This is a genomic window from Chryseobacterium sp. HNCC26DJ240 (assembly GCF_057180485.1).
The window spans coordinates 574323-598187 of record NZ_JBXUGK010000001.1 but is presented as its reverse complement, the minus strand read 5'-3'; the positions used below and the strand labels follow the sequence as shown (position 1 = coordinate 598187).

The 23865-nt window shown below is 33.2% G+C and carries 22 protein-coding genes; 13 read left to right on the top strand and 9 right to left on the bottom strand.

Annotated features, from left to right (window positions below):
- The first annotated feature begins 9 nt into the window (after positions 1 to 9).
- A complete protein-coding gene (locus AC2A1G_RS02735) occupies positions 10 to 1263 on the top strand; it encodes a PDZ domain-containing protein (protein WP_484045420.1) in 1254 nt (417 codons plus the stop codon).
- A gap of 1 nt (position 1264) precedes the next feature.
- The gene (locus AC2A1G_RS02730; RefSeq protein ID WP_484045419.1) at positions 1265 to 1813 is read left to right on the top strand and encodes a hypothetical protein; all 549 of its coding nucleotides are present in this window, start codon (positions 1265 to 1267) and stop codon (positions 1811 to 1813) included.
- Here AC2A1G_RS02730 and AC2A1G_RS02725 read toward each other — a convergent pair.
- Positions 1786 to 2817 carry a L,D-transpeptidase gene (locus tag AC2A1G_RS02725; RefSeq protein WP_484045418.1) on the bottom strand — a complete coding sequence of 344 codons (1032 nt, stop codon included), beginning with the start codon at positions 2815 to 2817 and terminating at the stop codon, positions 1786 to 1788. The genes AC2A1G_RS02730 and AC2A1G_RS02725 overlap by 28 nt on opposite strands.
- A gap of 284 nt (positions 2818 to 3101) precedes the next feature.
- Here AC2A1G_RS02725 and AC2A1G_RS02720 point away from each other — a divergent pair, with 284 nt between their 5' ends.
- Positions 3102 to 3863 (top strand): DUF4272 domain-containing protein, encoded by a 762-nt coding sequence (locus tag AC2A1G_RS02720; RefSeq protein ID WP_484045417.1) that lies wholly within the window; start codon positions 3102 to 3104, stop codon positions 3861 to 3863.
- Between the two features lie 95 nt (positions 3864 to 3958).
- Positions 3959 to 5269, top strand: a complete 1311-nt coding sequence (locus AC2A1G_RS02715) for an outer membrane protein assembly factor BamB family protein (RefSeq protein ID WP_484045416.1) — start codon at positions 3959 to 3961, stop codon at positions 5267 to 5269.
- Between the two features lie 498 nt (positions 5270 to 5767).
- On the opposite strand, the gene AC2A1G_RS02710 is transcribed toward AC2A1G_RS02715, so the two are convergent.
- Complete coding sequence (locus AC2A1G_RS02710) at positions 5768 to 6088, bottom strand: hypothetical protein (RefSeq protein ID WP_484045415.1); 321 nt, start codon at positions 6086 to 6088, stop codon at positions 5768 to 5770.
- 339 nt (positions 6089 to 6427) lie between these two features.
- Here AC2A1G_RS02710 and AC2A1G_RS02705 point away from each other — a divergent pair, with 339 nt between their 5' ends.
- The 6 genes from AC2A1G_RS02705 to AC2A1G_RS02680 all read left to right on the top strand — a co-directional run bounded on the left by AC2A1G_RS02705 (position 6428) and on the right by AC2A1G_RS02680 (position 11679).
- Positions 6428 to 7087 carry a hypothetical protein gene (locus tag AC2A1G_RS02705; protein WP_484045414.1) on the top strand — a complete coding sequence of 220 codons (660 nt, stop codon included), beginning with the start codon at positions 6428 to 6430 and terminating at the stop codon, positions 7085 to 7087.
- Between the two features lie 93 nt (positions 7088 to 7180).
- On the top strand, positions 7181 to 7885 hold the full coding sequence (locus tag AC2A1G_RS02700) for a hypothetical protein (RefSeq protein WP_484045413.1): 705 nt from the start codon (positions 7181 to 7183) through the stop codon (positions 7883 to 7885).
- Between the two features lie 102 nt (positions 7886 to 7987).
- The gene (locus AC2A1G_RS02695; protein WP_484045412.1) at positions 7988 to 8833 is read left to right on the top strand and encodes an ABC-three component system protein; all 846 of its coding nucleotides are present in this window, start codon (positions 7988 to 7990) and stop codon (positions 8831 to 8833) included.
- Between the two features lie 2 nt (positions 8834 to 8835).
- Positions 8836 to 9069 (top strand): ABC-three component system middle component 6, encoded by a 234-nt coding sequence (locus AC2A1G_RS02690; protein ID WP_421375662.1) that lies wholly within the window; start codon positions 8836 to 8838, stop codon positions 9067 to 9069.
- A complete protein-coding gene (locus tag AC2A1G_RS02685) occupies positions 9060 to 10757 on the top strand; it encodes a DUF2326 domain-containing protein (protein WP_484045411.1) in 1698 nt (565 codons plus the stop codon). Before AC2A1G_RS02690 ends, AC2A1G_RS02685 begins: the two co-directional genes overlap by 10 nt.
- Before the next feature lie 370 nt (positions 10758 to 11127).
- Positions 11128 to 11679, top strand: a complete 552-nt coding sequence (locus AC2A1G_RS02680) for a hypothetical protein (protein WP_484045410.1) — start codon at positions 11128 to 11130, stop codon at positions 11677 to 11679.
- A gap of 482 nt (positions 11680 to 12161) precedes the next feature.
- Here the strand turns inward: AC2A1G_RS02680 and AC2A1G_RS02675 are convergent, their stop codons facing one another.
- The 3 genes from AC2A1G_RS02675 to AC2A1G_RS02665 form a co-directional block, all read right to left on the bottom strand.
- Positions 12162 to 14447 (bottom strand): DUF262 domain-containing protein, encoded by a 2286-nt coding sequence (locus AC2A1G_RS02675; RefSeq protein WP_484045409.1) that lies wholly within the window; start codon positions 14445 to 14447, stop codon positions 12162 to 12164.
- A 3-nt stretch (positions 14448 to 14450) separates the two neighbouring features.
- Positions 14451 to 16298: a DUF262 domain-containing protein gene (locus AC2A1G_RS02670; protein WP_484045408.1), complete on the bottom strand. Its 1848-nt coding sequence runs from the start codon at positions 16296 to 16298 to the stop codon at positions 14451 to 14453.
- A 241-nt stretch (positions 16299 to 16539) separates the two neighbouring features.
- The gene (locus AC2A1G_RS02665; RefSeq protein WP_484045407.1) at positions 16540 to 16770 is read right to left on the bottom strand and encodes a hypothetical protein; all 231 of its coding nucleotides are present in this window, start codon (positions 16768 to 16770) and stop codon (positions 16540 to 16542) included.
- Positions 16771 to 17017: 247 nt separating this feature from the next.
- On the opposite strand from AC2A1G_RS02665, the gene AC2A1G_RS02660 reads away from it, so the two are divergent.
- Positions 17018 to 17734, top strand: a complete 717-nt coding sequence (locus AC2A1G_RS02660) for a serine hydrolase domain-containing protein (protein WP_484045495.1) — start codon at positions 17018 to 17020, stop codon at positions 17732 to 17734.
- A 247-nt stretch (positions 17735 to 17981) separates the two neighbouring features.
- Positions 17982 to 18347 (top strand): SDR family NAD(P)-dependent oxidoreductase, encoded by a 366-nt coding sequence (locus AC2A1G_RS02655; RefSeq protein ID WP_484045406.1) that lies wholly within the window; start codon positions 17982 to 17984, stop codon positions 18345 to 18347.
- Between the two features lie 299 nt (positions 18348 to 18646).
- Here the strand turns inward: AC2A1G_RS02655 and AC2A1G_RS02650 are convergent, their stop codons facing one another.
- From AC2A1G_RS02650 to AC2A1G_RS02635, 4 genes are all read right to left on the bottom strand, one after another.
- On the bottom strand, positions 18647 to 19678 hold the full coding sequence (locus AC2A1G_RS02650; RefSeq protein ID WP_484045405.1) for an NAD-dependent epimerase/dehydratase family protein: 1032 nt from the start codon (positions 19676 to 19678) through the stop codon (positions 18647 to 18649).
- A gap of 83 nt (positions 19679 to 19761) precedes the next feature.
- Positions 19762 to 20121 (bottom strand): Dabb family protein, encoded by a 360-nt coding sequence (locus tag AC2A1G_RS02645; protein WP_484045404.1) that lies wholly within the window; start codon positions 20119 to 20121, stop codon positions 19762 to 19764.
- Positions 20122 to 20146: 25 nt separating this feature from the next.
- Positions 20147 to 21160 (bottom strand): zinc-dependent alcohol dehydrogenase family protein, encoded by a 1014-nt coding sequence (locus tag AC2A1G_RS02640; RefSeq protein ID WP_484045403.1) that lies wholly within the window; start codon positions 21158 to 21160, stop codon positions 20147 to 20149.
- Between the two features lie 37 nt (positions 21161 to 21197).
- A complete protein-coding gene (locus AC2A1G_RS02635) occupies positions 21198 to 22208 on the bottom strand; it encodes a zinc-dependent alcohol dehydrogenase family protein (RefSeq protein ID WP_484045402.1) in 1011 nt (336 codons plus the stop codon).
- Between the two features lie 221 nt (positions 22209 to 22429).
- On the opposite strand from AC2A1G_RS02635, the gene AC2A1G_RS02630 reads away from it, so the two are divergent.
- Positions 22430 to 23839 (top strand): aminotransferase-like domain-containing protein, encoded by a 1410-nt coding sequence (locus AC2A1G_RS02630; protein WP_484045401.1) that lies wholly within the window; start codon positions 22430 to 22432, stop codon positions 23837 to 23839.
- Positions 23840 to 23865 lie beyond the last annotated feature (26 nt).

Genomic DNA, 23865 nt, shown 5'->3' with positions numbered 1-23865 from the left:
GCATTTGAGATGAAAGAGCCCAAAAAAGTGAGTATTTCTTTTCAGCTTATTAATAATTTAATTTTCGTTCCGATTGAAGTAAACGGTGTAGAACTTACATTTTTGGTGGATACAGGCGTGAACGAAACTACCATTTTCAGTCTGGAAAACAAAGAAATAAAATTGAGTAACCTCGGAAAAATGACTTTCACAGGTTTGGGAGCCAGCGGAAGTATTGAGGGTTTTAAATCAGAAGGAAATGTTGCCAAAATCGGTAAGAATTTAATAAATAAAGACTTTTCTTTTTACATTATTTCAGATCCGGACTTCAACATTTCTTCGCACATCGGAATTCCTGTGAATGGAATTATTGGTTATCAGTTTTTTAAAAATCATCCGGTAATTATTAACTATGAATCTAAAAAAATGACGCTTTTTCCCGATGATACAAGCTTTAAATCACGGGTAAGAAAATTTGAAGAATTTCCAATTACAATCGAGAAATTTAAACCTTACATTCTGGCAGATGTAGAAATGACCAATGAACCAAAAAGTTCAAAACTGCTGCTAGATCTCGGAAACACCGATGCCATCTGGCTTTTCCCTAAACTAATCAAAGATTTTGTCTACAACCGCCCGAATATTGACGATTATTTAGGAAGAGGTTTTAATGGTGATATTTTTGGCAAAAGAAGCCGTATTCATAATCTTTATTTAGGTAAATTTAAATTTGAAAAGCCTATAACTGCAATGCCAGATGAATATTCTATTCAGAATTTAAATCTTGCTAAAGACAGAAAAGGTTCCATAGGTAGTGAAATTCTGAGAAGATTTCAGGTAGCATTAGATTACAAAAACGAAAAACTTTACCTGAAAAAAAACCGGAATTTTGATGATCCTTTCCATTTTAATATGAGCGGAATTGATTTTAAACAAGACGGAATGCAGTGGGAACAGGATTTGATGCATGTGGAAACTAAGAAAAATTCAAATCAGCAGAGCACTGAGGTAATTAATAATTCATTACAATACAAGTTTGTATTAAAACCCATTTTTGCGATTGCCGGTGTGAGAAAAGATTCTCCCGGAGCGCTCGCAGGGCTTCAGAAAGATGATCTTTTAATAAAAATAAATGGTAAAAAAACCACTGATATGACCTTGCAGAAAATTGTTGATTTAATGAAATCCGACGAAGGAAAAACAATTGAAATGGACATAGAAAGAAAATTTAAACCCATGAAAATTAAATTTATCTTAGAAGACCCAATACCTTATCAGGAATAATATGAATACAGAAGAAACCACTTTAGACAAAATACGAAACAGACCGAGATTTAAAATGTTCACGCTACTTTCAAAAGAAGAGTATGCCATTAATTTAAAAGAATATTTAAACTCCCATTCTGCAGAATTTGAAGGTAATATCAATAAAGAAGTTGCTACAATCTGTGTAAAAACCGATGATGATAATTACTGGAAACCACAACTCGCTCTCCGTGTAGAAGCTGAAGATGAGAGAACGGTTGTAAGAGGCGTTTTCGGTCCCAGTTCAGCTGTGTGGACATTTTTTATGTTTCTGTATTTTCTTTTTACAATTTTCTGGATGACATTTTTCACGATGTATTATGTAGAACAGCAGATAAAAACAAATGAGTACCCGTGGGCACTCACCTTGTCTTTTGTTATGTTATTTTTCATTGGTCTTACTTATGCCGCTGCACGTTTCGGACAGTTTAAAGGAAAAGAAGAAATGCTTAAACTGAGAAAATTTGCTGAAGAATCAACACTTCCGTTTGAAAACGAAGATCAGCTGCCAATCTCCCCCGACTCCTGAATTTTCTGAGCCTCCATCGCTTTAGACTGAGAAATGGAATCTGCGACTTTCTCTCTGTTCGTCTGCTCCTTAACCATTTTATCAACCAGCGGACCGAGTAAAGTTTCCATTTGTTGTACAGAAATATTGTTGGCATTAGGATCTGTGAGAAGTTTTCTCCAGGGTTTTTGTCCGCCCCATTTGTAATCACCATAAACCATTACCGGCGTTCCTTTCGCCTTAGTTGTTGCACCACCTGGATTTAAAATCCAGGTGTCTGCATAAGAATACAGCCATTGAGCATCTTTCATCAACAACCTTAAACACGAATGTGAAGCAGGATACCCCGGAAGTTCATACTGATGCCATCCGATACCACCTGAATTGTGAATATTAAAGTTGTACGGAAGCTTCCATTCGCTGTCTACAGTTGAGATTGCCAGCTTTTTCTTCCAATTGGCAAACGTAAGGCCTCGCGTTGTCTGAGCTGCTTTTTTACCCATACTCGTTGGTCCCCACTTTACCAGATTTCCGTTTGAATAGACACCGTAGGCCTGAATAGGATATGAAAAGATGACAAATTTTTTCACATTACTCAAAACATCCAACTGAATTGGAAATGGTGAATAAGCCATCAATGTACTGTCAATTTGCGCAGGAATCACTAAAGTATCTGCACTTCTTTTGAATTTGGAATCTAATCTGTTAAGCGCTAAAATCGTATATCTGTCTTTAGCACTGTATTTTTTTTCGAAGTCTGCGTACAATGAATCTCTTAGTTTTTTGTCTTTCGGAAAAATAATTCCGCTGTAAAAACCATTCTCCTGAATCATGGGTGATACAGACTCTTTCACAGGTTCTACATCCACAGAATCCGGATCTTTAGCAGCTTCGGCTATCTCTTTAGAAATAGTCTGCTGGTCTTTTGGGTTTGAAACATCTGGTTTTTCTTCTTTACAAGAGTATAAAACGATACTTAGGATTGAAAAATAAATTAAAAATTTTGAACTGAATATTTTTTTCATACATACTGATTTCTGTATTAAAAATACAAATTTCAGACCTTATTTTTAAAATTTAATAAAAATATTTTTAAAAATTAGTTCAGTACTCATTAAATATGATTTAGCCTTTATATTCAGGGATAAAACGGTTAAGCTTAATACAATTTTCTGAAATTTTTATCACTATTAAACGAGATATCTTTAAATTTAATTTAAAATAAATCCATTCAATCCTAAATTGCATCACGTGAAAGGGATAAAATCTTTATATTTGAATAAGTACACTTAAAAGAACAAATGAAATTATGAGCTTTTTTAGAAAATTATTAAGCACTAACGAAAATCATGAAGAAAATAAAGATTTTAATGTCGAAAATCTGCTCGATTCATACAGAAAAATACCCTGGATGACCGAAATCAGACTTGAAAATTTATCAGTTTGCCTCCACTCAGGATTTAAACCTGCCACTTCCCTGCCAACAGACCTGGAAACAAGAATTCGTCCTTCAATTGAAATTGCTAAACGACTTCATGCCATTAAAGCTATCGTTCTGTGGTTAATGGTTTCAGAGGAAAACATTCCTGATGACATAATTCTAAATTTTGTAGAAAGAAATCAACTTAAAAAATTTATAGCTGATGATGAAAAAATGATTCTTGCATTACCACGAAATGACGCAGAAGCAAGAAACCTGATTGGCTGGAAATTTGAAAACGCTTGGCCTCTTGCCTGGTATTTTGGCTACAAAGAACCCGAATTTACCGGAGAGATGATGACCGGCGAGCAAATGCAGGAAATCTTGAATGATTATGCTTGTCCATTGGATGAAAATGTAGAAGAATGGATGAAGACGAGACCAATAATTTCCGAAGAAAATCTGATTAAAAAAGAAGATCTGTTTTACTGTGTTCACAATGCCGTAAGAAGCGCTCAATTGGGCGGAAAAACGGTTCCTGAAAACTTCGATCCCGTAGGAAACGGTGGCGTAATTCATGAGCGGAGACACTCTTTAACGTGGATGCTGTCTAAAGGTATAAGTTGGGACGAAACTGACCTCAGCACATAATAAAATTATATCAGCTTACGACTAACGGAATTTAGCACCATCTAAAATTGGTGATAACGTCAGAAAATAAAATTTAAACAAATAAAACTCAAATTATGAAGAAAAAATCGCTAGTACAATTATATAGTCTCTTTTTAAGCTTATTATTATTCAGCAGTTGTAATAAAAATATTGAAGAAAAAATTACAGCAGCAAACGAAACTTTGCTTGTTTCTACTCAGGGAAAGGTAATGAATATCAATTTAGGTAAGAATAAAATTCAATGGCAATATCAGTCAGATTATAATCTGGATGGCAACAGGAACTTATTTTCTTTAAGCGAAAATATGTTAATTCAACCTTTTGAAAGTGGCGAATTGATTGCTTTTGACATTCAGACAGGAAAAATTTTGTGGCAACATCATATTTTGGGAGGCGGAGATGGCAATGAAGATGCAGTGGCAACAATGGATGGAAAATTAGATACAACTTTCGTAAACAGCCTAAAACCGCTCTTTATGACACAGCCTTTAATTACAGAAACCAACGTGTACATCACTTCCACGAGCCAACCGGATAGCAACAACCAACCTGCATTCTACAATTTTAATAAAAAGACAGGTGAAAAAATTTGGATAGAAAATCTACCTACCGTTTTTAATCTTTTTAAACCTGTTTTTCATAATGATTACATCTTCGTAAATTCTGCTGTTTATCTGAATATGTTCAGTAAAAATGAAGGCACAAATACCAGCTACGGAGCATTTGACGGAGCTGATGAGTTTCCTGACGCAGAACATAATCAATTTCCAAATCCGATTTATGCTCAAATGTTGAGTGACGGAAAAAATTTATATATTGGAGATGAAAAAGGGAAATTCTATGCTTTAAAACTTGACAAAAACAACAGTTTGTCCAATTCAGACATCTCAAATCCGAATAATACTTTCATTAAAAACTCAAAATTATTTGAATGGAAATTTGAAGATCCTGCAATCATTTCTATACAGGAAGACGGCAACACATATTTGCATGACAACAATATTTTGGCAGCAGTAAACTTGGTTGAAAAATCACAACCAGCCATTATAGCTATTGATAAAAATACAGGGAAACTGCAATGGAAAACTCAGTTGAAAGGTATTGAAGAATGGCGTTTGGTTGGCGATAAAATTACAGCGACAGATGGGGAAAATATTTATGTTTTAAACACAAATGGTAAAATTGAAAATACTATTAAAACAACCAAACCGTTTGCTCCAATTTCTAATATTGAAATAGATAGCAATCAGAATCTATTATATGCAACAGAAAACGGCATTGTAAAATATGACATAAAATCTGGAAAATTCACATTATTGGTAAAACAGGCTTTCGTTAAAAATTATCACAACTATTTTCAGGTAAAATATCTTGAGAAGAAATAAACTTGTTCCAGAATACAGGAAATTTACCCCGGACAGGGATCGAACCGGTACTCCACAAAAAAACCTGTTTCATTTTGAAACAGGTTTTGCGATCCGGACGGGACTTGTTCTTATTTGAAAAACTCCCTATCCATAAGCTTTATATCGTTCTCTTATTTTTAGGTCACCGAATAGGTCACTTTTTTAAATAAGATTTAGATTGTTTGTTTTTACTGGTGCAAATATAGGTCTTTTTTTAGTTTTTCCAAAAAAAAGAAAATTTTTGATTGCTAAATTTCACTAAAACACAGAATTTCAAAGACAAAAATTAATATCTCTATATTTTTTAATGCTTAAAGATTGATCAAATAAAAAAAAAAGGACATTATATATTTGAATGAAATGCGTCAAAAAAATAAAATATCAATTACTTTATATTCTTATCTTTTCTTTAAAAGTGAAATTAGACTTGGCATACACTTAAGGATAATAACAACTCAGATGTATTTTCGGAATCTCTTACTTAGCCACTGTTAATTCACCATTCCCCATAATAGTAAGAAAATGACCTTTTCTAATATTTGTTCGGATATTGTGCATTGTTGAAAAGTCACCAGAAAACAATATTTGATCAAATAGTGTTGGATCAGGGGAATCGAATTTCATTGCGCAATCTAAAGATTTTGTTGTAATACTATCAACTTGCATTTTGGAATCTACATTTACTCGTTCAAGTCTTGCATAACTGACACGGAAACACCCGTCAGAATCTTTTGAAGTAATCCAAAATATCTTTGGAGGTTCTTTAGTATCTTCAAACTTAAGATCAATTTTTTTCACCAAAGTGTCTCCTGAAACCCTCCCATAACGATGATTTGTTGAAAAATCTTCTTCAAAAAGAACTTTTGAATTATTTTCGTTACTACAAGATGTCGTGATTAGGAGCAATAAAATGACACCTACAGTATTTTTTATAATTTTCTTGTTTACAAGTTATTAGCTTGACCTAATGTATTAAAAAAAATCATTATTTAATATTAATTCTTTGATAATAAAAAGTTTAACAATGTTATAAAAAGTATAGAAGCTAATGAAGAAAATTATATCGTAATTTTTTGATTATCTAAAATCGACAATTTTGTATTTTTACGAACCTCACCAAAAACTTATAACAATATTATGAATGATTATGTAAACAGAAAATTTGAACTTTTAAAAAGAACAATTGACCATTTAAGAAATCCTTACCAACGCGATAAAATAAGAGTTCAAGTGGAAGAATTTTTCGAAACGGTTATTGATGAAAGTCAAAAAAAAGAAATTATAGATTATTTTAGATTTAAACTTGACGAAGGATTAGTAAATCACAAAGAGATTTGTACAGCAGTAGATGGCGACTGCGTTATTGAGAAAAATTACGAAGCAACTCATTTTTTTCTAGATCAGGAGTTAAAAAAAGCTGAAAAAGAAAATACAGCTGCTTTTAAAAATTATATTCAAAATCTTACAATCCATGGAACAGGAAACATCGTCAATATTGGAGGTGTTAATGGTGATATAGTAAATAACATATCCATTTTAAAAGATAAAGGCGAAGAGAATATTGCTGGCGCATTTGAAAGGCTTACAGAAGTAATCAATAATGACACTCCCGAAGAGCAAAGAGAATTGCTGCTTGACAATATTAGCACACTTTCTAATCAAGCTACATTGGAAAGATCAGAACGTCTACCCATTAATGTTATTAAAACCATATTTTCCGGAATCAATGTATTGAGCTCCATTTCAACTGTAGCGGGTGTAGATTTAAAGACCATATTTTCCTATTTCATTCAATAAAGCTTCATCCGAGAACTTTTTTCGAATAGATTACGGTTTTCCGTAATATAATTTGGCTGTATTTCTATACTTTAGCGTTTAAACTTCTATGCCGTGGATGAAAAATTAAAAAAGCTTATTACCAAAAATAAAAAAAGTCTCGTAGACTTGACAAATGCTATCAATAATCATATTGAAAATAAGAATAGAGATATAACCACTGAAGAGTCGATTGAAGATGTTTACAAATTGGTTGAGGTTTTTTCTGATATAACAGATATTATAATAAGTTATGGCAGATATAAGGACGAGTTTGAATATGAAAAATTCTCTTTAGGTTATAATGGTCCTGAATTAATAATCAATTCGATCAAAACGAAATCAACCTTTTATATAGGATTAGGCTATGAAGGTATTTATTTAACAACGCACCTTCGCAACAATTTTAATATTAGAAATATGGATGATAAGTTTTGGATCGATCTCTTATCACTATATAATTATGGAAATTTTGAACTAGAGCAAACTGAAGGTTTTGATAGCAATTTCAAAAAAGAATTTCCTGAAATCTTTAATGTCAAAAAAAGTATAATTTTTAATATTTTCAGAAAATTCTTTGTGGATACCATTTTAGAGAAGAACAATTACCGGAAATATGACAAAGTTGGGGACTTTGGAGTTTTTAAAGTTTGTTGGGATGAAAAATTTTCTCTTGATAAGATAATAGATGAGCTGACCGCTGTTTTTAAAATTATGTATTCTTTAAATTACAAACTGTGGAAAATTGAGGACTTACAGAATAACAAAATAAAAGATTGATCCCTATCATAAACGTAGATCATTGCACGATTAATTAATAAGTCTATTTAATAATTAGTCATGTGAAAAAACATTAAATTTGCAAACTCAATTTTGAAAAAAATGGAACCTAATAAGCCGAAAGATAAAGCAAGACAATATAAACCTTCTACAGTTAGAAGGCTTGATACTCTTTCGGGCAATGAATGCGCTGAACCAACCTGTCAAAAAAGGCTCATTGCAAGTGACGGAATAAGTATTATCAGCAAAATCTGCCATATTGAAGCTGCTAGCAAAGAAGGCCCGAGGTATAATCCTGACATGACAGATGATGAACGTCGCGGCTTTGACAATCTAGTTTTACTTTGTGATGAGCATCACATTATTATTGATAATAAAGAAAATGAGAAAGATTATCCTGTGGAACTTTTAAAAAGTTGGAAAGCAGAGCATGAAAAAAAAATACTGGAGTTGATATCAAGTAAAAGCTTGCTTACCAAGCATCCACTCGCTTTAAATAGGGTCATCAATGCTGTTGGAAACAACATAAAAGAAGTCCTTGCATTACCAGGTGCAGAAAATGCGCCTGATCCGGAAGCTAAAATATTGCACAATAATGTACTTCGATATGAGGACACCATTAGGGAATTTGCCCCTTATCAAGGTAAACTTAACAAAATATATGAGGAGATTGAAAAGCAAGGTTCCGTTAAAAAAGAATTAGTTTTATATAATATCAAAAGTACCTATCTCAAAATTAAAAAAGATTATCCTAACTTAGATGCGGTTAGGAAAAATGCAGATATAATTTTTGACGAAGTAATAGAAGAAGTTTGGGAAAAGATTCATAATGCTCCAAACAAGCTTGAAGAATTTGATCAGGAAACAATCAACTTCAGTTTAATGATTGTCATTATTGATGCTTTTATGCGTTGTAATATTTTAGAAGAACCTCCAAAAATTTCTTAAGAATGATTGTAGATAAAAATATTAATCCGGAAAGAGATTTATATTATCTGGGAGGAAAACTTATAGAAGTCCTGTCTCAGAAAAGAAAGAATGAAATTGATTATTTAGAATTATATCGCCTTTTTAATAAGAAGGAAAATGTTTCTATCAATCTTTATTCATTAACTTTAGATTGGTTGTTTGTGTCAGGTGTAGTAACAAAAGGTGAAACCGGGAAAATTAAAAAATGTTTTTAAAAGAACTTACAATAGAAAATAAATTCGGTAAAATTCGTACAATCGAGTTCAAAAAAGGATTGAACTTAATTGTTGACGAAACTATTGAAAAAGATAAAAAAAGCACCGGAAACAACGTTGGTAAAACAACTGTGCTGCGACTTGTAGACTTTTGTCTTGGTTCTGATGGTAAAAACATCTATCAAGACAGCGAATTTAAAGAACAGGAGAACACTGTCATTAAAGACTTTTTGACCAGTACAGAGGTAGTTATTACATTAAGATTGGATAATGATCTTGATTTCCCATCAGAGTCAGTAATTGTTCGTAAAAATTTTTTGAAGTACGGAAAAAAACTTCAAGAATTGAATGGTGAAAATATTAAGGATAACAAAGAGTTTGATTTAGAACTTAAGAAATTAATATTTAAAACGGAAGTTGAAAAACCTACTTTTAAGCAGATCATCTCAAAAAATATCCGAGATGAAAAAAATAAATTAGCCAACATTGTAAAAGTTTTAAATGCTTATACAAAAACTGAAGAATATGAGGCTCTTTTTTTATTTTGGTTAGGTTTAAATACAGATTCTCATAATGAGAAAGAACTTTTAGTTAAGGAAAAAACAAGAGAGGATAATTACCAAAAACGATTAAAAAAGGAAGGTGAATTATCATTAATCGATCAGCAAATCGAGTTGGTAAATTCAAAAATTAAAGAATACGAAAATTTAAAGGCCAGCTTTAATTTTAATGAAAAATTCGAAGGTCAGATCAACGAATTAAATGATGTAAAACTATCTTTATCAAAGCTTTCAACTGAATTCAGCAGACTCAATATGAGAAAAGAATTAATTGTTGAAAGTAAAGAAGATCTTGAAAAAGAAAAAACAAACATCGATGTAAAACAAATAGAGCTACTTTACCAAAAGGCGTCGAAACTGATCCCTTCATTACAAGTATCTTTTCAGGAGACTGTAGAATTTCACAATGCACTAATTGATGAGAAGGTAAAATACATAGAGAAGGAATTCCCCAACATTTTAGAAAAATTAAAGGAAATAACTAAAAAAATAGATTCTTTAAGAAAAAGAGAAAGGGAGTTATCAGAATTTATCAGTGCATCAGAATACAGTGACAATTATGATTCTATACTTAAAGAATTGAATTCTTTTTTTGAATTAAAAGGTTCTCTTGAACAACGAAAAAAATATTGGATTACATCTAATGATAACTTGAAGAGAATTAACGACAAGCTAGATTCTATCAACAGCCAAATCAACTCAAAAGATGATTTTATTCAAAATAGAATTACCATATTTAACAAGTATTTCACAAAAATTTCTAATAAACTTTATGGTGAAGAATATCTCTTAAGTACACTGAAGAATGAAAAAGGCTATGACTTAATTGTAACTAATATTGAAGGAAATCCAAGTACAGGAAAGAAGAAAGGACAAATAGCTGCGTTTGACTTTGCTTACATTCAATTTGCAGAAGAAATTGATATGGATTTTATAAATTTTATAATGCATGATCAATTGGAAAACATGCATGACAATCAACTTTCCACCATATTAATTGAATTAGCTAATTCTATAAACTGCCAGTTTATTCTACCAATTGTAAGAGATAAAATCCCAGCGGAATTAGCAATAGATCAGTACATTATCCTTAAGTTATCAGAAAATGATAAACTTTTTAAAATATGATTATAGGAAATAATCTGCTGTTGTAAAACTTATAATTTAAATCTAAAGAATACTACACCACATTTTGAGTATTAGTGTCGAAATTGATATAATCAGAAAGAGTGACATTTTTTACACGAAAAAATCTTCCCTATCGATCGCACTTTTGATATAATGACATACATTTTTTTTAGGCATGACAAAAGAATGGCACATGCGTCGTGGAAAAAATTCTTTCGTAATTATCGGCGTATTCTATCCTAAATTTGAAAGTCAACTATCATTATTTTAGAATATATCTTTAAAAAAGAAAAAAAAATTATTTTACAAAATTAATACATTTATCAAAAAATATTTAGATATTTGGTTATAAAGTACTTATAACCGAACCATGAAATATATTATTGAAATATGTGTCGCTATAGATGTCGCCATATTGGGAATTGCATATCCTATCTTAGTTGATAAAATATCAAATATTGGAGAAAAATACCAATCTGAGTATCTATCTAATGTTTTTGATCTGAAATTTCCACAAAACCTTTCGATTTTCAGGTTATCTTTTTTTCAGCTGATCTTAATTCTCACACTTTTAAGTTTTATTTTTAAGATTTTAGATATTCCTCCTATAGATTATTTTAAAGATGTTTACATTGTAGAAAATTCTGCAGATATCTTGATTTTTTGTTTAACTGTCCTGCTAACCATTTCCTTTATCATCTGGCTAAATAGAATAGTTTTGTTTCAGTCCAAAACTTCCCAATTAGTTATATATCTGATCAAGAAATATGAAAATAAGACCGAAGATAAAAATTTATCAAAAACGTACTATTTAAAAACCATCAATGAGCTCACATTGTATGCGTTTAAAAACGATGATCCGCACATTGGAAAAACCCTATCTGATTTTTACTATAAACAATTTATGGACTACTGGATATAAATTCCACATCATACATAACCAACAATTCAACATTCTATGTGAGATACTAAAAAAGTGTAATCTGTATTTACATTTCAATTCGTTGCAATTGCTACCATCCATTAATAATTAATGCAAGTTTAAGTGCTTTAATTCAAGTAATACTGTGAGTATGTTCACAACTTCGTCCTACTGGAATTATATAGTAAAGGGAGCATAAATTGTTCCCGATTTTCAAGGCTATGTCAAACTTTCTGCTGAGGCCTTTAATAAAGAGAATTTTTAGTGAAATTTATTCAATTGAAAATCAATAATTTAAATTAATACAACTATATACTTTAGTGTACAAAATTGCAATTTTTCCTAAAAACTCAATTTACTATTTATCGACCAATAGATTAGATTATAAATAAGTGCAGTTTATAGTTTTTTAATTCGTTACACTAAAGTATATAATTATCATAATTATAATCACCTAACTTTATCGATCAAGGAAAATCATTTTAAGTACATTTAACCAATATATCTTTTATAAAATCAACTGCAATTTCTATTCTATCTTTTTCATCATTTTCTATTAGAAAATAGCTGTTGTTTTTTTCGGTAATATTATATTTTTCAATAATTTCCGTATCCATTACGAAGTCAGCTATGGGAGTGATTGTCCAGCCTGAACTACTACATTTTATAATAATCTCATTATTAACTTTTATATAGCTTAAAGTTGCAAACCTACCCCAATAAAGGGTTACTTTTTTATTTCCTTTGAACATTAACTTTAAAGCAGTCAAATAAGGATTCAAATGATAAGAATGTAGTGGCTGTCTACCTGAATTCCCTAAATTATTAATATCAAAACCATCGCCCTTCCAGGTAAAAACATTTAGATCTCGATAAGGATTATCCGTAACTCCTGGATACTTCACAAAATAATAAAGCCAGTCTTTCTCTTCCTCTACAAAAGCATCGATTAAACCTTGTAATTTTTCTGCAGTATCATCACCCTTTGAATCACAAAATGCAGTTAGAAATTTATCTAGTACGCCTGATACTTGTACTCTTTCCTCTTTATCACCTGCTGTCAAAATTCTATTCCAGAAACCTTTGCTTCCAAAAAACCAGATCTCTCCCAATGAGGAATAATCATGTGTCATCACAGAATAGTCACCGATCGATAAAAAAGCACGTACTATCAACGAATCTGCAACATTACCATTCCAAATTTTTAAGAAGGCATCTATCTTCTGGACAATATCGGTTGAATTCAATTTAAAATTGGAAAGATTGCCTTGTAGCTCAAGATGTTCTTCCATTATTTGAATATTTGCTTTTAAATCTGAGTTTTTTACAATTAGGGTTGCTTTTATTTTTTCGTTTGCAATATTCTCTCGGGTAAATCCAGTGAAATCTCTTTCAGAAAGAATGGTATAGACAGGCTGATTATTTGTGAAGCGAAGTTCTTCCACAAAAGCATCTATAAATTTGCAGTATTCTGATACATTTGGTAAACGCAGATTAGTAGTGTATTCAATACGTTTGGATTGATTGATCTGTCTTGCGGTAAACAAAAGATTCCGAACAATACGAATAAAGTCCTTCAACTGATCGTTGATCGATTTAATTTGCATCTTAATGCATATTTGCAATACAGCATATAAAATAGTTTTGTCTTTGACATCAAAACCATTATTTGTAATTGATCTTAAAAAATAATCATTGGTGGCTTCATCAAAAGTTGATAAATCTTTGAAGAGCTCATCAAAAAATGATTCAACATCATTCAAAGAGGATAGAAAATCTAAAGAATCGAAGAGGAAATCAATATTTTCTTTTTTACTGAAAACGCTATTTAAAAATTCAAAATCATACTTGGCATCTGCACTCAACGCATCGGGGTTTTCTCTAAAAAAAAGAAACTCTGCCACGAAATTGATGAACCTATAAATTGATGTGTCGATTTTATTGACAGCCTTATTTCTATAATTCCAAAACAAATCCATCCAGATAGAATCTATTTTAAAAGCAAAGTATTGCTGATAGCTAATCTGTGTGTTTTCATATTCTCTTGTTTCATTTTCATAATCAGTCTGTTTGGATGCCAATAATCCTGCAAACTGGGCCTTGAAATTTTCAAAAGGAGTCAAAGGTTTCCCTCTTGAATTCATCTTTATGTATAGTTCATCTGTCAGTTTGAATTCGTCGGACTTTATATCAATGAAATCAAATGTTATTTTATCATCTTCAGTAAGATTTTCCCAGGCAAAGGATGTGTTTGTAAATTCCTCCTGCAAAGTATCTAGCATATTAAGCATTGCTTTAACTGTCGGATCGTCACTCCATGAAGCCATAAACCATGGCGCATCAGTTATACTATGGCTTAAAGTAAAATTTTCATTAATTTTTAGAGTCTTGTTTATAAGAGCATAGCAAAAACGTTTCGAAGATATTCTGGTCTCATAAGTAAATTTTGATAAGTATTTCTTAACCTCCTGATCCAATTCATCATCAATTCTTGGAGCAAGCAACCAATGTGCAAGCCATAGTGTGGTTAGTCTCTGCTGACCATCCAAGGGAACAAACACTTCCTCATCAGCACCAACTTTTTCAGTATATCCGTAAATAAAGTCTAGATTCAATTTCTCCTCATTTTCTGAAAGTGTCTGCTTTATCTTGCTTACAAAACCTTTACGAAGTTCGAACTCGCTTTCACGCCCTTGAGCGTAATCCCGCTGGATTTGAGGAATCATAACTTTGTAGGTTTCCAATAAATATTTTAGGGTGTATGACATAGGTTAATTTTCAATAATAGCATTAATAAATTTCTCATATACCTGGCGAATGCTTCGCAGGTAATCTTTTCTGTCGTCAAGAGTCCAGTAGGCATTGTTTACCGGATAAGATGTATAGGCTTTGAGAAAAGCATTTCTTGTACAGAAAGGAATATAATGCCCTTTGACTTCTATTTCTTTGATAATCTCCCGCTTTACGTCAAATACAGAATTATTTAATTTGCTGTTTGTCACAGCATCTACTAAACAAAGATTATTGATAGAATGCTTACTTTGCTCATTGGCACCGGAAATTTTGTTTATCTTATCATAAACATCCGTTACAATAGATTCAAAGTCCTCCCTTTCTATATTATCGGCATTGAGCATCTCATTCATTCTGTCCAATAAAACACTAAAATCATAGGCAGTCATCCTCTGCAAAGATTTAATGTGATCACTAAGCCAAGTTTGTTGATTAGATCTGTTAGTAATTTGTTCTGAATTCTGTGCGTGTATGTGCTCTAAACTCCATTTTTCTTTTTTCTTCGTTGTTTTATAAAGATTAAAAGGGAAACGTGCTTTTTCTTTATCACTCATCAATGAGGCATAGATATTATGAAAAAGTAGAATTTTTTGAATTTCTTGTCGGTCGTGACTCTGCTGATCCTCGTTCTCGTAATTTAAATCTTCTAATTTAACCTTATATTGATTTCCATCAGAATCTTTACGTATTTTATCAATCAAAAGTATTTTTCCGATTTCACTTTCCAGATATTCAATAAATTTACTTTTACCAAGCTCAGATGATTCATTAATAAGAGTATCTATTATATTGTAATTCCTGCTGGCTATTAAAAACCCTATATAATGAAAAAGAGTTCTACTTCTATACCACTCTTTAAAATACTCAAAATATCTATTTACCTGATTCCAGATAATTTCAACAGCTTTAATCCTAGGAATTTCTTCATTCTCCAACATATCCTGCAAGTATTCCGATAGAATAAGGAAAGTTGCGTGTTTCAGCGGTTTGGAATCAAAATATCTTTTTTCTTGTTGAATCTTATCTGCAATAAGATCAAAAATAAATTCAATATGTGTGGGTTTCCGATTGTTACTGTTACTCAAAAAATACCAAAATTCTTCATCTTGTAATGTATATTCAATATTATCCCACTCAGTAGCAATTTCAAACAACCGCATTTTTGTGAATTTAATCTCGTCGGAATCATACTTGTCGCTCTGAAGAAGCAACGCCTTTATAAGTTCTGCATCCGTGAGAGGAATTTTGCCGATATTCAACCGAATGAATACTTCAATCGGATTGGTTTCATTTGGGACTTCATAACGTATAAAGCGGATATTTCGGTTGCTCTTGCTTGTATCATCCATTAAGATCGGAACAAGCTTACCTTTCGCGCCTCGGTGTTTTTCATCTTTAAACCACATATCAATTTCTTGGTAAGCTTTACAGATGTGGTAAAAATCTATATTGCTTTCATCAATATTTGCAGCAAATTTTTTGCTGCTCAAAAATTGTTCACAATTTTTACGAGTTTCATAATTCAGTGTAAATAGTGACTGAAGATAATTATCCTCTTTTATCTTATCCTCCAAGTAAACTAACAAAAGATAAAGCGTTGTGAGCCGCTGTTGTCCGTCCAATACATCATATCCATTGAGGTCGTTCTTTTTTAAAACTATTGGTTGGAGACAATAGAATTCTCCTTTATTTGAATTTTTTTCAAAATTCCAGAGATCATCAAGTAATTCATTAACTTCTTGCTTCTCCCATCTATATCCTCTTTGATAGTGGGGAATATGAAAAGTCTGATTAAAAAAATCTATTAGCGGTGTGGTTTTACTCATTTTTAAATTGTTATCAGTTTACTCGTTTCAAAATAAATATTCACGGTTTAAGCCCAAATTTAATTATATATTTTAGCTTATTGTAATATCTGAAAAAAGATTATTGATATGATTTGTCAGATTATAATGTCCTAGTCCTACGATTGAGCAACTATCAAATAAAGGTGGAATTTCAAAATTATCAAAAAAAATATTTTGTTGATTACGGATTTCCGTAAGGCAGATACTAAAATTAAATTTTCTAATTAAATGCTATTGCAAAAAATATATATAAAATACATTCTGATTTTCGATGACTTGCCGTACCCTTTTTACGCTCTTCAATCAAATAAATGAAAAAGATTTGTAAATTCTTGAAATTATCTTTTTTATGAACTTCTGATACTTTATGTAAATCAATATCTTTGTTTTCACTTAATATCAGGTTGGAAAAATATTCTTCATCAGCACTTTTAATATAATTTACCTCCATTACTGTATTATATAAAACATGGTATTAATATACTTTAGCCTACAAATTATTTGTTATCCAAAAAACTAAATTTAAATTTTTAATACTTCAGGTAAATGCACTCATTCTGATATACCTGAGCTTTAGTACAATAAAGTATATAGTTGTCAAAAATAGGCAACTATATACTTGGATGTACCTAATCAATAAAATACTATTTGTTTCACAATCAATTTTATAATACATAAAGAAGTAAAATTAATTTTTAATTAAAAATAAGTCTTGTACATTTAAGTATATTATCACCTTCACTTTTATCAATGAAAGTAAACAACATCAATGGACAAGAACAGAGCAGGTTGAAAGAGCTGCAAAATTGGGACTTCCTTTAGGAAAACGGGGAACATTATTTCATTATGCAGACATCAATTATGTTTTGCTTTCGGAAGTTATTAAGCATTTTACCAATGAGCCGTTTTATACACCAGTTCGGAAATTATTAATGTTCAAAAAGAATCATTTAAACAATACCTGGTTTATTCAGCTGGAAAGACAGCCTGAAAATACTTTACCATTAGTTAATCAATATTGGAGTCATTTTAATTGGAATATTAAAGATTTAAATCCTTCGTGGGATTTGTATGGCGGTGGCGGATTGGCTTCCAATGTAGAAGATATGGCTCACTTCTATCAATTACTTTTCACTGGAAAGATCATTAAAAATAAAGATATTTTAAAGCTAATATCTACGGATGTTCCTCCCGATTTGACCACAAATTACTGTTTGGGCATTCGTAAGATCAAGGTAGGAAATCTCATTGGTTATAATCACGGAGGTGGTTTGGGAACTGATGTGACTTATTTTCCCGAACTAAAAACTACCATTTCGATTGCTTCTGTTGAGGCGGATAAAAGAAATGTTGTTTTGCAGATAAGGGATATTCTGGTTGCAAAAATGAAAAAAGAGATCCTGAAAAGTTCTTAATAATATATTAGGGGTAACTATTACGTGGATGTACCTTATCAAAAAAATACTATTTGTTTTACAATCAATTTTATAATACATAAAGAAGTAAAATTGATTTTTCAATGTAAAAATAAGTCTTGTACATTTAAGTATATCGTCACCTTAATAATTATTGCGACCTATAAACAAAGTAAAATGAGACTTCTAAACAAAGTTGTTCCTTATTGAGGATTATAAATTTGTTTCAGTAAAAAACAAGTTTAAAATGACACAGAACAATTATCAAGGTAATTTACAGAAATCAGTAAATTCAGGATTTAACGCAGCTTCAACCTCAACAGAAGTAATCGAAGGTATTAATTTAAACGGTAAAACCGCCATAGTTACGGGAGGTTATGCAGGAATCGGATTGGAAACAGTCAAGGCATTGGCATCCGGTGGGGCAACTGTCATCGTTCCAGCAAGAAATGTTGAAAAAGCAAGTAAAAATCTTGAAGGAATTCCCAATGTAGAACTCGAAAGAATGGATCTGATGGATCCGGCCTCAATCGATTCTTTTACTGAAAAATTTCTTTCGTCTAAAAGACCATTGCATCTTCTTATCAATAGTCGGCAGCAAAGGTTGAAATAGATACAACTGTGCAAATACAGAAAGTCCGGAGAGAAATATGGTCAATTGTATTTTTTTAAATCTTCGGCTTTTTTTCTCCGCTTTCTCGAGATTCGTCGTAAGACCATTTGAATTAATTGGTTGCATAGGTAGATATGTCGTCACTTTCCTTTTTCCAGATCATCAGCAACTCCCGAACAAAACTTCAAGTGTCCTGAAATATTATATTTTTGAACAATGGTCATTTGCTTATTGCAATAATAGAACTTTGTGATCTTGTGTCAAGATGGATATGATCCAAAGATTACGGACTATATAATTTAATAACTGTTTTTATCAGAAATATACTTTAACATCAGTTCTGTATCCCAGTCGATCTCCTGAAGCATTTCTATCGTGCCTCCGTATTTCGGTTGCCAGCCTAATTGATCTCCATTGGTGCATTTCATTCTCACATTACTACCCCAAAACCACCCTGGATGCAGGCCAGTTGTTGCGATAGGACTTTGAATTAACTTTCTTGTGTATAGATTTTCAGCGATGCGTCGCGAAACGGATGACCAGACAAAATATTCACTAGTGGGGTAATATAGTCCCTTAAGACCTTTTGGTGCGATATCTTTTAATGCTGCATCAAGCAGTAATAGATACAGTTCAGCAAGATCTTTAACGTGTACATTGCTCCATTGATTTTCACCTTTGCCCACGAACATCGCTTTGCGGTTGACCAAGGATTGATAGACCAAGCGCGGTATTTGTATGGACATCCTATTTTCAGCAAATTGACCTAACCCTCGTCCAAAAACTGTAGGTGGAACCATCAAATAGGTTTTAACCGTACCGCCTTCAGCAGCAGCAAAAACCTCTGCATCAACATGCCTGTGCGGTGCATAGGCAGGAATATTTCTGTGCGCGTTGTAATCACTGTCATCCCAGATCGTTGCCGTATGATCTTCCAACGGTGAGCTTCCGAATCCTGTAGAATTTTCGGACAACACACCTCCACCCGATGTATGTATAAGGATAGGACGTTGATTGGTCTGTTGAAAGCGTTCAGTCAATCCCTGTATAATGGCCTTGACACTTCCCAGATGATCACAGTTTGCAGTGTTGAAAACGATATCTGATTCTGTAGAATTTTGCCTTAGAAGTTCTGAGTTATCCAATGTTCCTACAATTGGGATAATACCTAGATCCAGCATCGCCTTGGCATCTTTCTGAGTCCTAACCAATGCTGAAATGGTGAAATCCTCCAAATAGCCACGGTTCAGCATTAAATGCAGAAATGTGCCGCCAATGTAACCTGTAGCTCCAGTCATAAAAATCCTCGGTTTGTTTGAAATCGATGACATAAAATATTTTTTAGATTGTTGAAAAAAAAATGATGCAGTTGCTAATCATAATTGCAACTGCATCGTGTATTTAATTGTCTGTGTTAGCCCAGAAGGGAATTGATGACCAAAAATTTTTCCCAAATCTCTTGGTGTTTTTGATAAAAAGCTAAATGTACCGGGTCATAATAGTACAATTTAATATCCTCCTCTTTTAAAAACGTCATATAATGCATAACATCATACTCAGGTTTTTCAGCTAACTCTCCTAATATTGTTTTACCGGCTTTGTGCGAAAAAATTGCAGGAATACTGTGTTTTAAAGCATCGAAGTCGTCAATATGTGATTGGATCTGCTCCTCAGATGTCCCTTCTTTAAATTTGAAGCACACAATTCTTTGAATCCCTGCTATTCCCAATTTGTGGTCGGCAGATTCAATTTCGTTATTTATAGTATCGCTCATTTTACTTACTTTAATGATTTATATTTTATGAAACTTTTATAACCAATTTTCCGAACGCACCACGTTCGATATGTTCATACGCTTGCTTGGCATTTTCAAAGCTGTATACCGTATCTATCAATGGTTTGATATTATTTTGTTCTATCAATCCATTCAATTCTTCAAAAGCATCTCTGTTACCAACCAATATTCCGTTGATTCTGATCCCTTTAAAAAGAATCGTCAGCATGGCCGCGTTGGAATGCGTTCCGTTAAGGAATCCGATCACATGAATCTGTCCACCAATTGCAGCAGCCTCAACTGATTTTTCAAAATTCTCACCACCTACAACTTCCATAATATGATCGACTCCAACCCCATTGGTTAATTTGAGAACTTCTAAATGCCAATCAGGATTTGTTTTATAGTTGATCGTCTCATCTGCTCCCAGTTCTTTTGCCTTGGTCAGTTTTTCATCACTGCTCGACGTAACGATTATTTTGGCACCAAGTGCTTTTGCGATCTGTAAAGTAAACAGTGAAACTCCTCCTGTCCCCTGTATCAATACTGTCTGACCGTGCTCTAGACCACCATGGACGGTCAGCGCAAAAAATGATGTCAAAGCTGCAATTGGCAATGTCGCTGCCTCTTCATCAGTTAAACTGTTCGGCGCAATTACAGCTGCTTGCTCATCGAGGATAACATATTCCGCCAGACCTCCATCAACCGGACCACCCAAACCTGACAATGCAGTCTCGGCAGTATGCTTTTTCCCACTGATCCAGTTTCCGTATAGGTGAGAGACTACCCTATCTCCGGTTTTGAAACGCTTAACTCCACTTCCTACAGCTTCGATTGTTCCAGCCAGATCTGATACTGGTGTAAAAGGAAATTTCATAATTTCAGGAAGATATATTTGATCGATGATTGCCTTATCCCTGAAATTTAATGATACTGCTCCAACTTTCACCAAGATCTGATTCTCCCCAGGTGTTGGTATCTCAGTTTCTATGAGATTTAGGTTTTCCATTCCGAAGCCTTGCAGTTGCCAAGCTTTCATTGTTTTTGAATTTGCTGACATAGTACCTTTAGCTAAATTAGTTGATCTTGATCACGATCTTTCCAAAAGCACCACGTCCCAAATGTTCGTAAGCTTCTATAGCTTGCTCAAAAGAATATACTGTATCTATCACAGGTTTGATATTATACTTGTCGAAAGCCTTGTTCATTTCTTCAAAAGCAGATCTGTTTCCTACTGCAATACCCTGAATTTTTGTCTGTTTGAAGATGACGCGCATCAGATCGAGATTTGTTGACTGACCTGCAAGGAAACCTATAACCGCAATTTGTCCAGTTACCTTAGTGGCTTCAACAGAGTCATTCAGACCATCTCCTCCTACAACTTCCAACAATTGATCTGCACCTTTTCCATTGGTCAGCCTTTGCACTTCTTTTGCCCAATCTGGAGTAGTTACATAGTTGATGATCTCATCAGCACCAAATTCTTTTGCTCTTTTACCTTTTTCATCACTACTAGTAGTTGCAATAACCCTTGCACCCAATGCGTGAGCGATCTGGATACCAAAGATTGAGACGCCACCTGTACCTTGGATAACAACAGTTTCACCAGCCTGCAGATTTCCGTATGTTACCAATGAGTACCAAGCCGTCAAAGCAGCTATTGGAAGTGTAGATGCCTCCTCATCACTCAATGTTGCTGGTGCCAATACCGCCGATTCTTCATGGATAACCATATATTCGGCGAGACCACCAGGAAGAGGGGCACCAAAACAATAATCAGGTTCATTTGGAGCAGGTGCACCTTCGATCCATTTTGAATATAGGTGTGAAGTAACTCTGTCCCCAACTTTAAAACGTGTTACATTTGAACCAACTTTCACAATTGTACCAACTGCATCAGAAACAGGGATCAAAGGTTTTGGTATCATCTCAGGCTCATATATTCCGTCCACGATCGCTTTATCTCTAAAGTTCAGCGATACTGCACCAACTTTTATCAGTACATCGTTTTCTCCTGGAGTCGGGATGTTCACTGTATTTAACTTTAAATTTTCAAGACCGAAAGCTTCTAACTGCCAAGCCTTCATTGTGTGATTTTCTTGTGACATTTCATTTATTTTATAAAGCAAATGTCCAAAATTATTCTACGCAAAAACAGCATCAGATGTGTATAAAAAAAAGAGATCAGATGATAAACTCGTCAAATTTTCTTTTCTTTGTAATAGGTATAAACAAGAATATTTAATCTTGCAACGGTTATAAGTAGTGATTATTGCATTCTTGTTTTATAAGGATTTAAAATCAAATTATGGCGGGTAAAAGTTTTTTATACGAGCAGGTAGCTGGTAAGATTGAAAATACGATCTCAAAACTCAATTTGAAAGCAGGGGAGAAAATCCCATCGGTACGTACGGTCAGTAAAGAGATGGAAGTCAGCATGAACACTGTTTTTCAGGCATACTCAATTTTGGAAGCGAAAGGATTGATCATCTCAAGACCAAGGTCAGGATATATTATAAATACTGTTTCCGATTCGATCCGAACCTCAAACAAAAACTCTAAATCGACTCCGCCTGCCACTGTTGAAATTACTGCAATGGCGACCGCGATGATGAAAAATGCCAAAGAGAATGGTATTGTTAATTTTTCAATATTGGCCCCGGTCAATGAACATCTTCCACTAACCAAATTAAATAAAGCAGTCAACGCATCATTAACCTTACTTAGCAGTGATAACTTTCAATATCCTTTAGTTGATGGACATCCACGCTTATTAAAACAAATAGCAAGACGAACTATGGAATGGCAAATGCCACTTTCAGTAGATGATATCGTTGTTACAAATGGATGCATGGAGGCAATCAACCTATGTTTAGATGCAGTCACGAAGCCTGGTGACGTTGTTGCCATAGAATCACCAACCTATCATGGAATTCTTCAAAGTCTTGAAAGCAGAGGATTAAAAGCATTGGAAATCACGACCGACCCTGTAACCGGTTTGTCTGTTGAGCATTTAAAGGAATCTTTGTCCCTCCATAAGATTGCCGCATGTGTTTTTATGCCCACATGTCATAATCCAACAGGTGCTTGTATGCCTGATGCCGACAAAATAGAATTGGTCAAAATTTTAGGTGAACAAAATATTCCTTTGATTGAAGACGATTCTTTAGGAGAACTGAACTTTAAAACGCCGAGGTCATTACCTGCCAAAGCTTTTGACACATATAATAATGTGATGTACTGTTCTTCGTTCTCCAAGACTCTTGCTCCTGGTTTTAGAATAGGCTGGGTATCTGCCGGAAATTATCAGTCCCAGCTTGAAAAATTGAAATTCGGATCGAATATTTCTACCAATCCGGTTCTTCAGGATGCAATAGGTCGATATTTGGAGAGTGGGCATTATGATAGCCATATCCGTAAATTGAGAATTGAACTGCAGGGGCAGATGATCAAATATGTCAGTGCTGTTTCAGAACACTTTCCAAAAGATATCCGTTTGTCAGTTCCACAGGGAGGACTTAGCATCTGGATAGAACTTCCTGAAAACAAGGATGCCTTTGCTCTTCAGCAGGATGCGTTGGGCAAGGGGATCGGAATTTGCCCCGGACATATTTTTTCCACATTGGATTTTTATCACCATTACATCAGGATAAACTATTGTCCACTCTGGAATAGCAAAACAGAGAATGCGATAAGTACTATAGGAAAACTGATATAGTAAATATAACTGTATCATACATTACC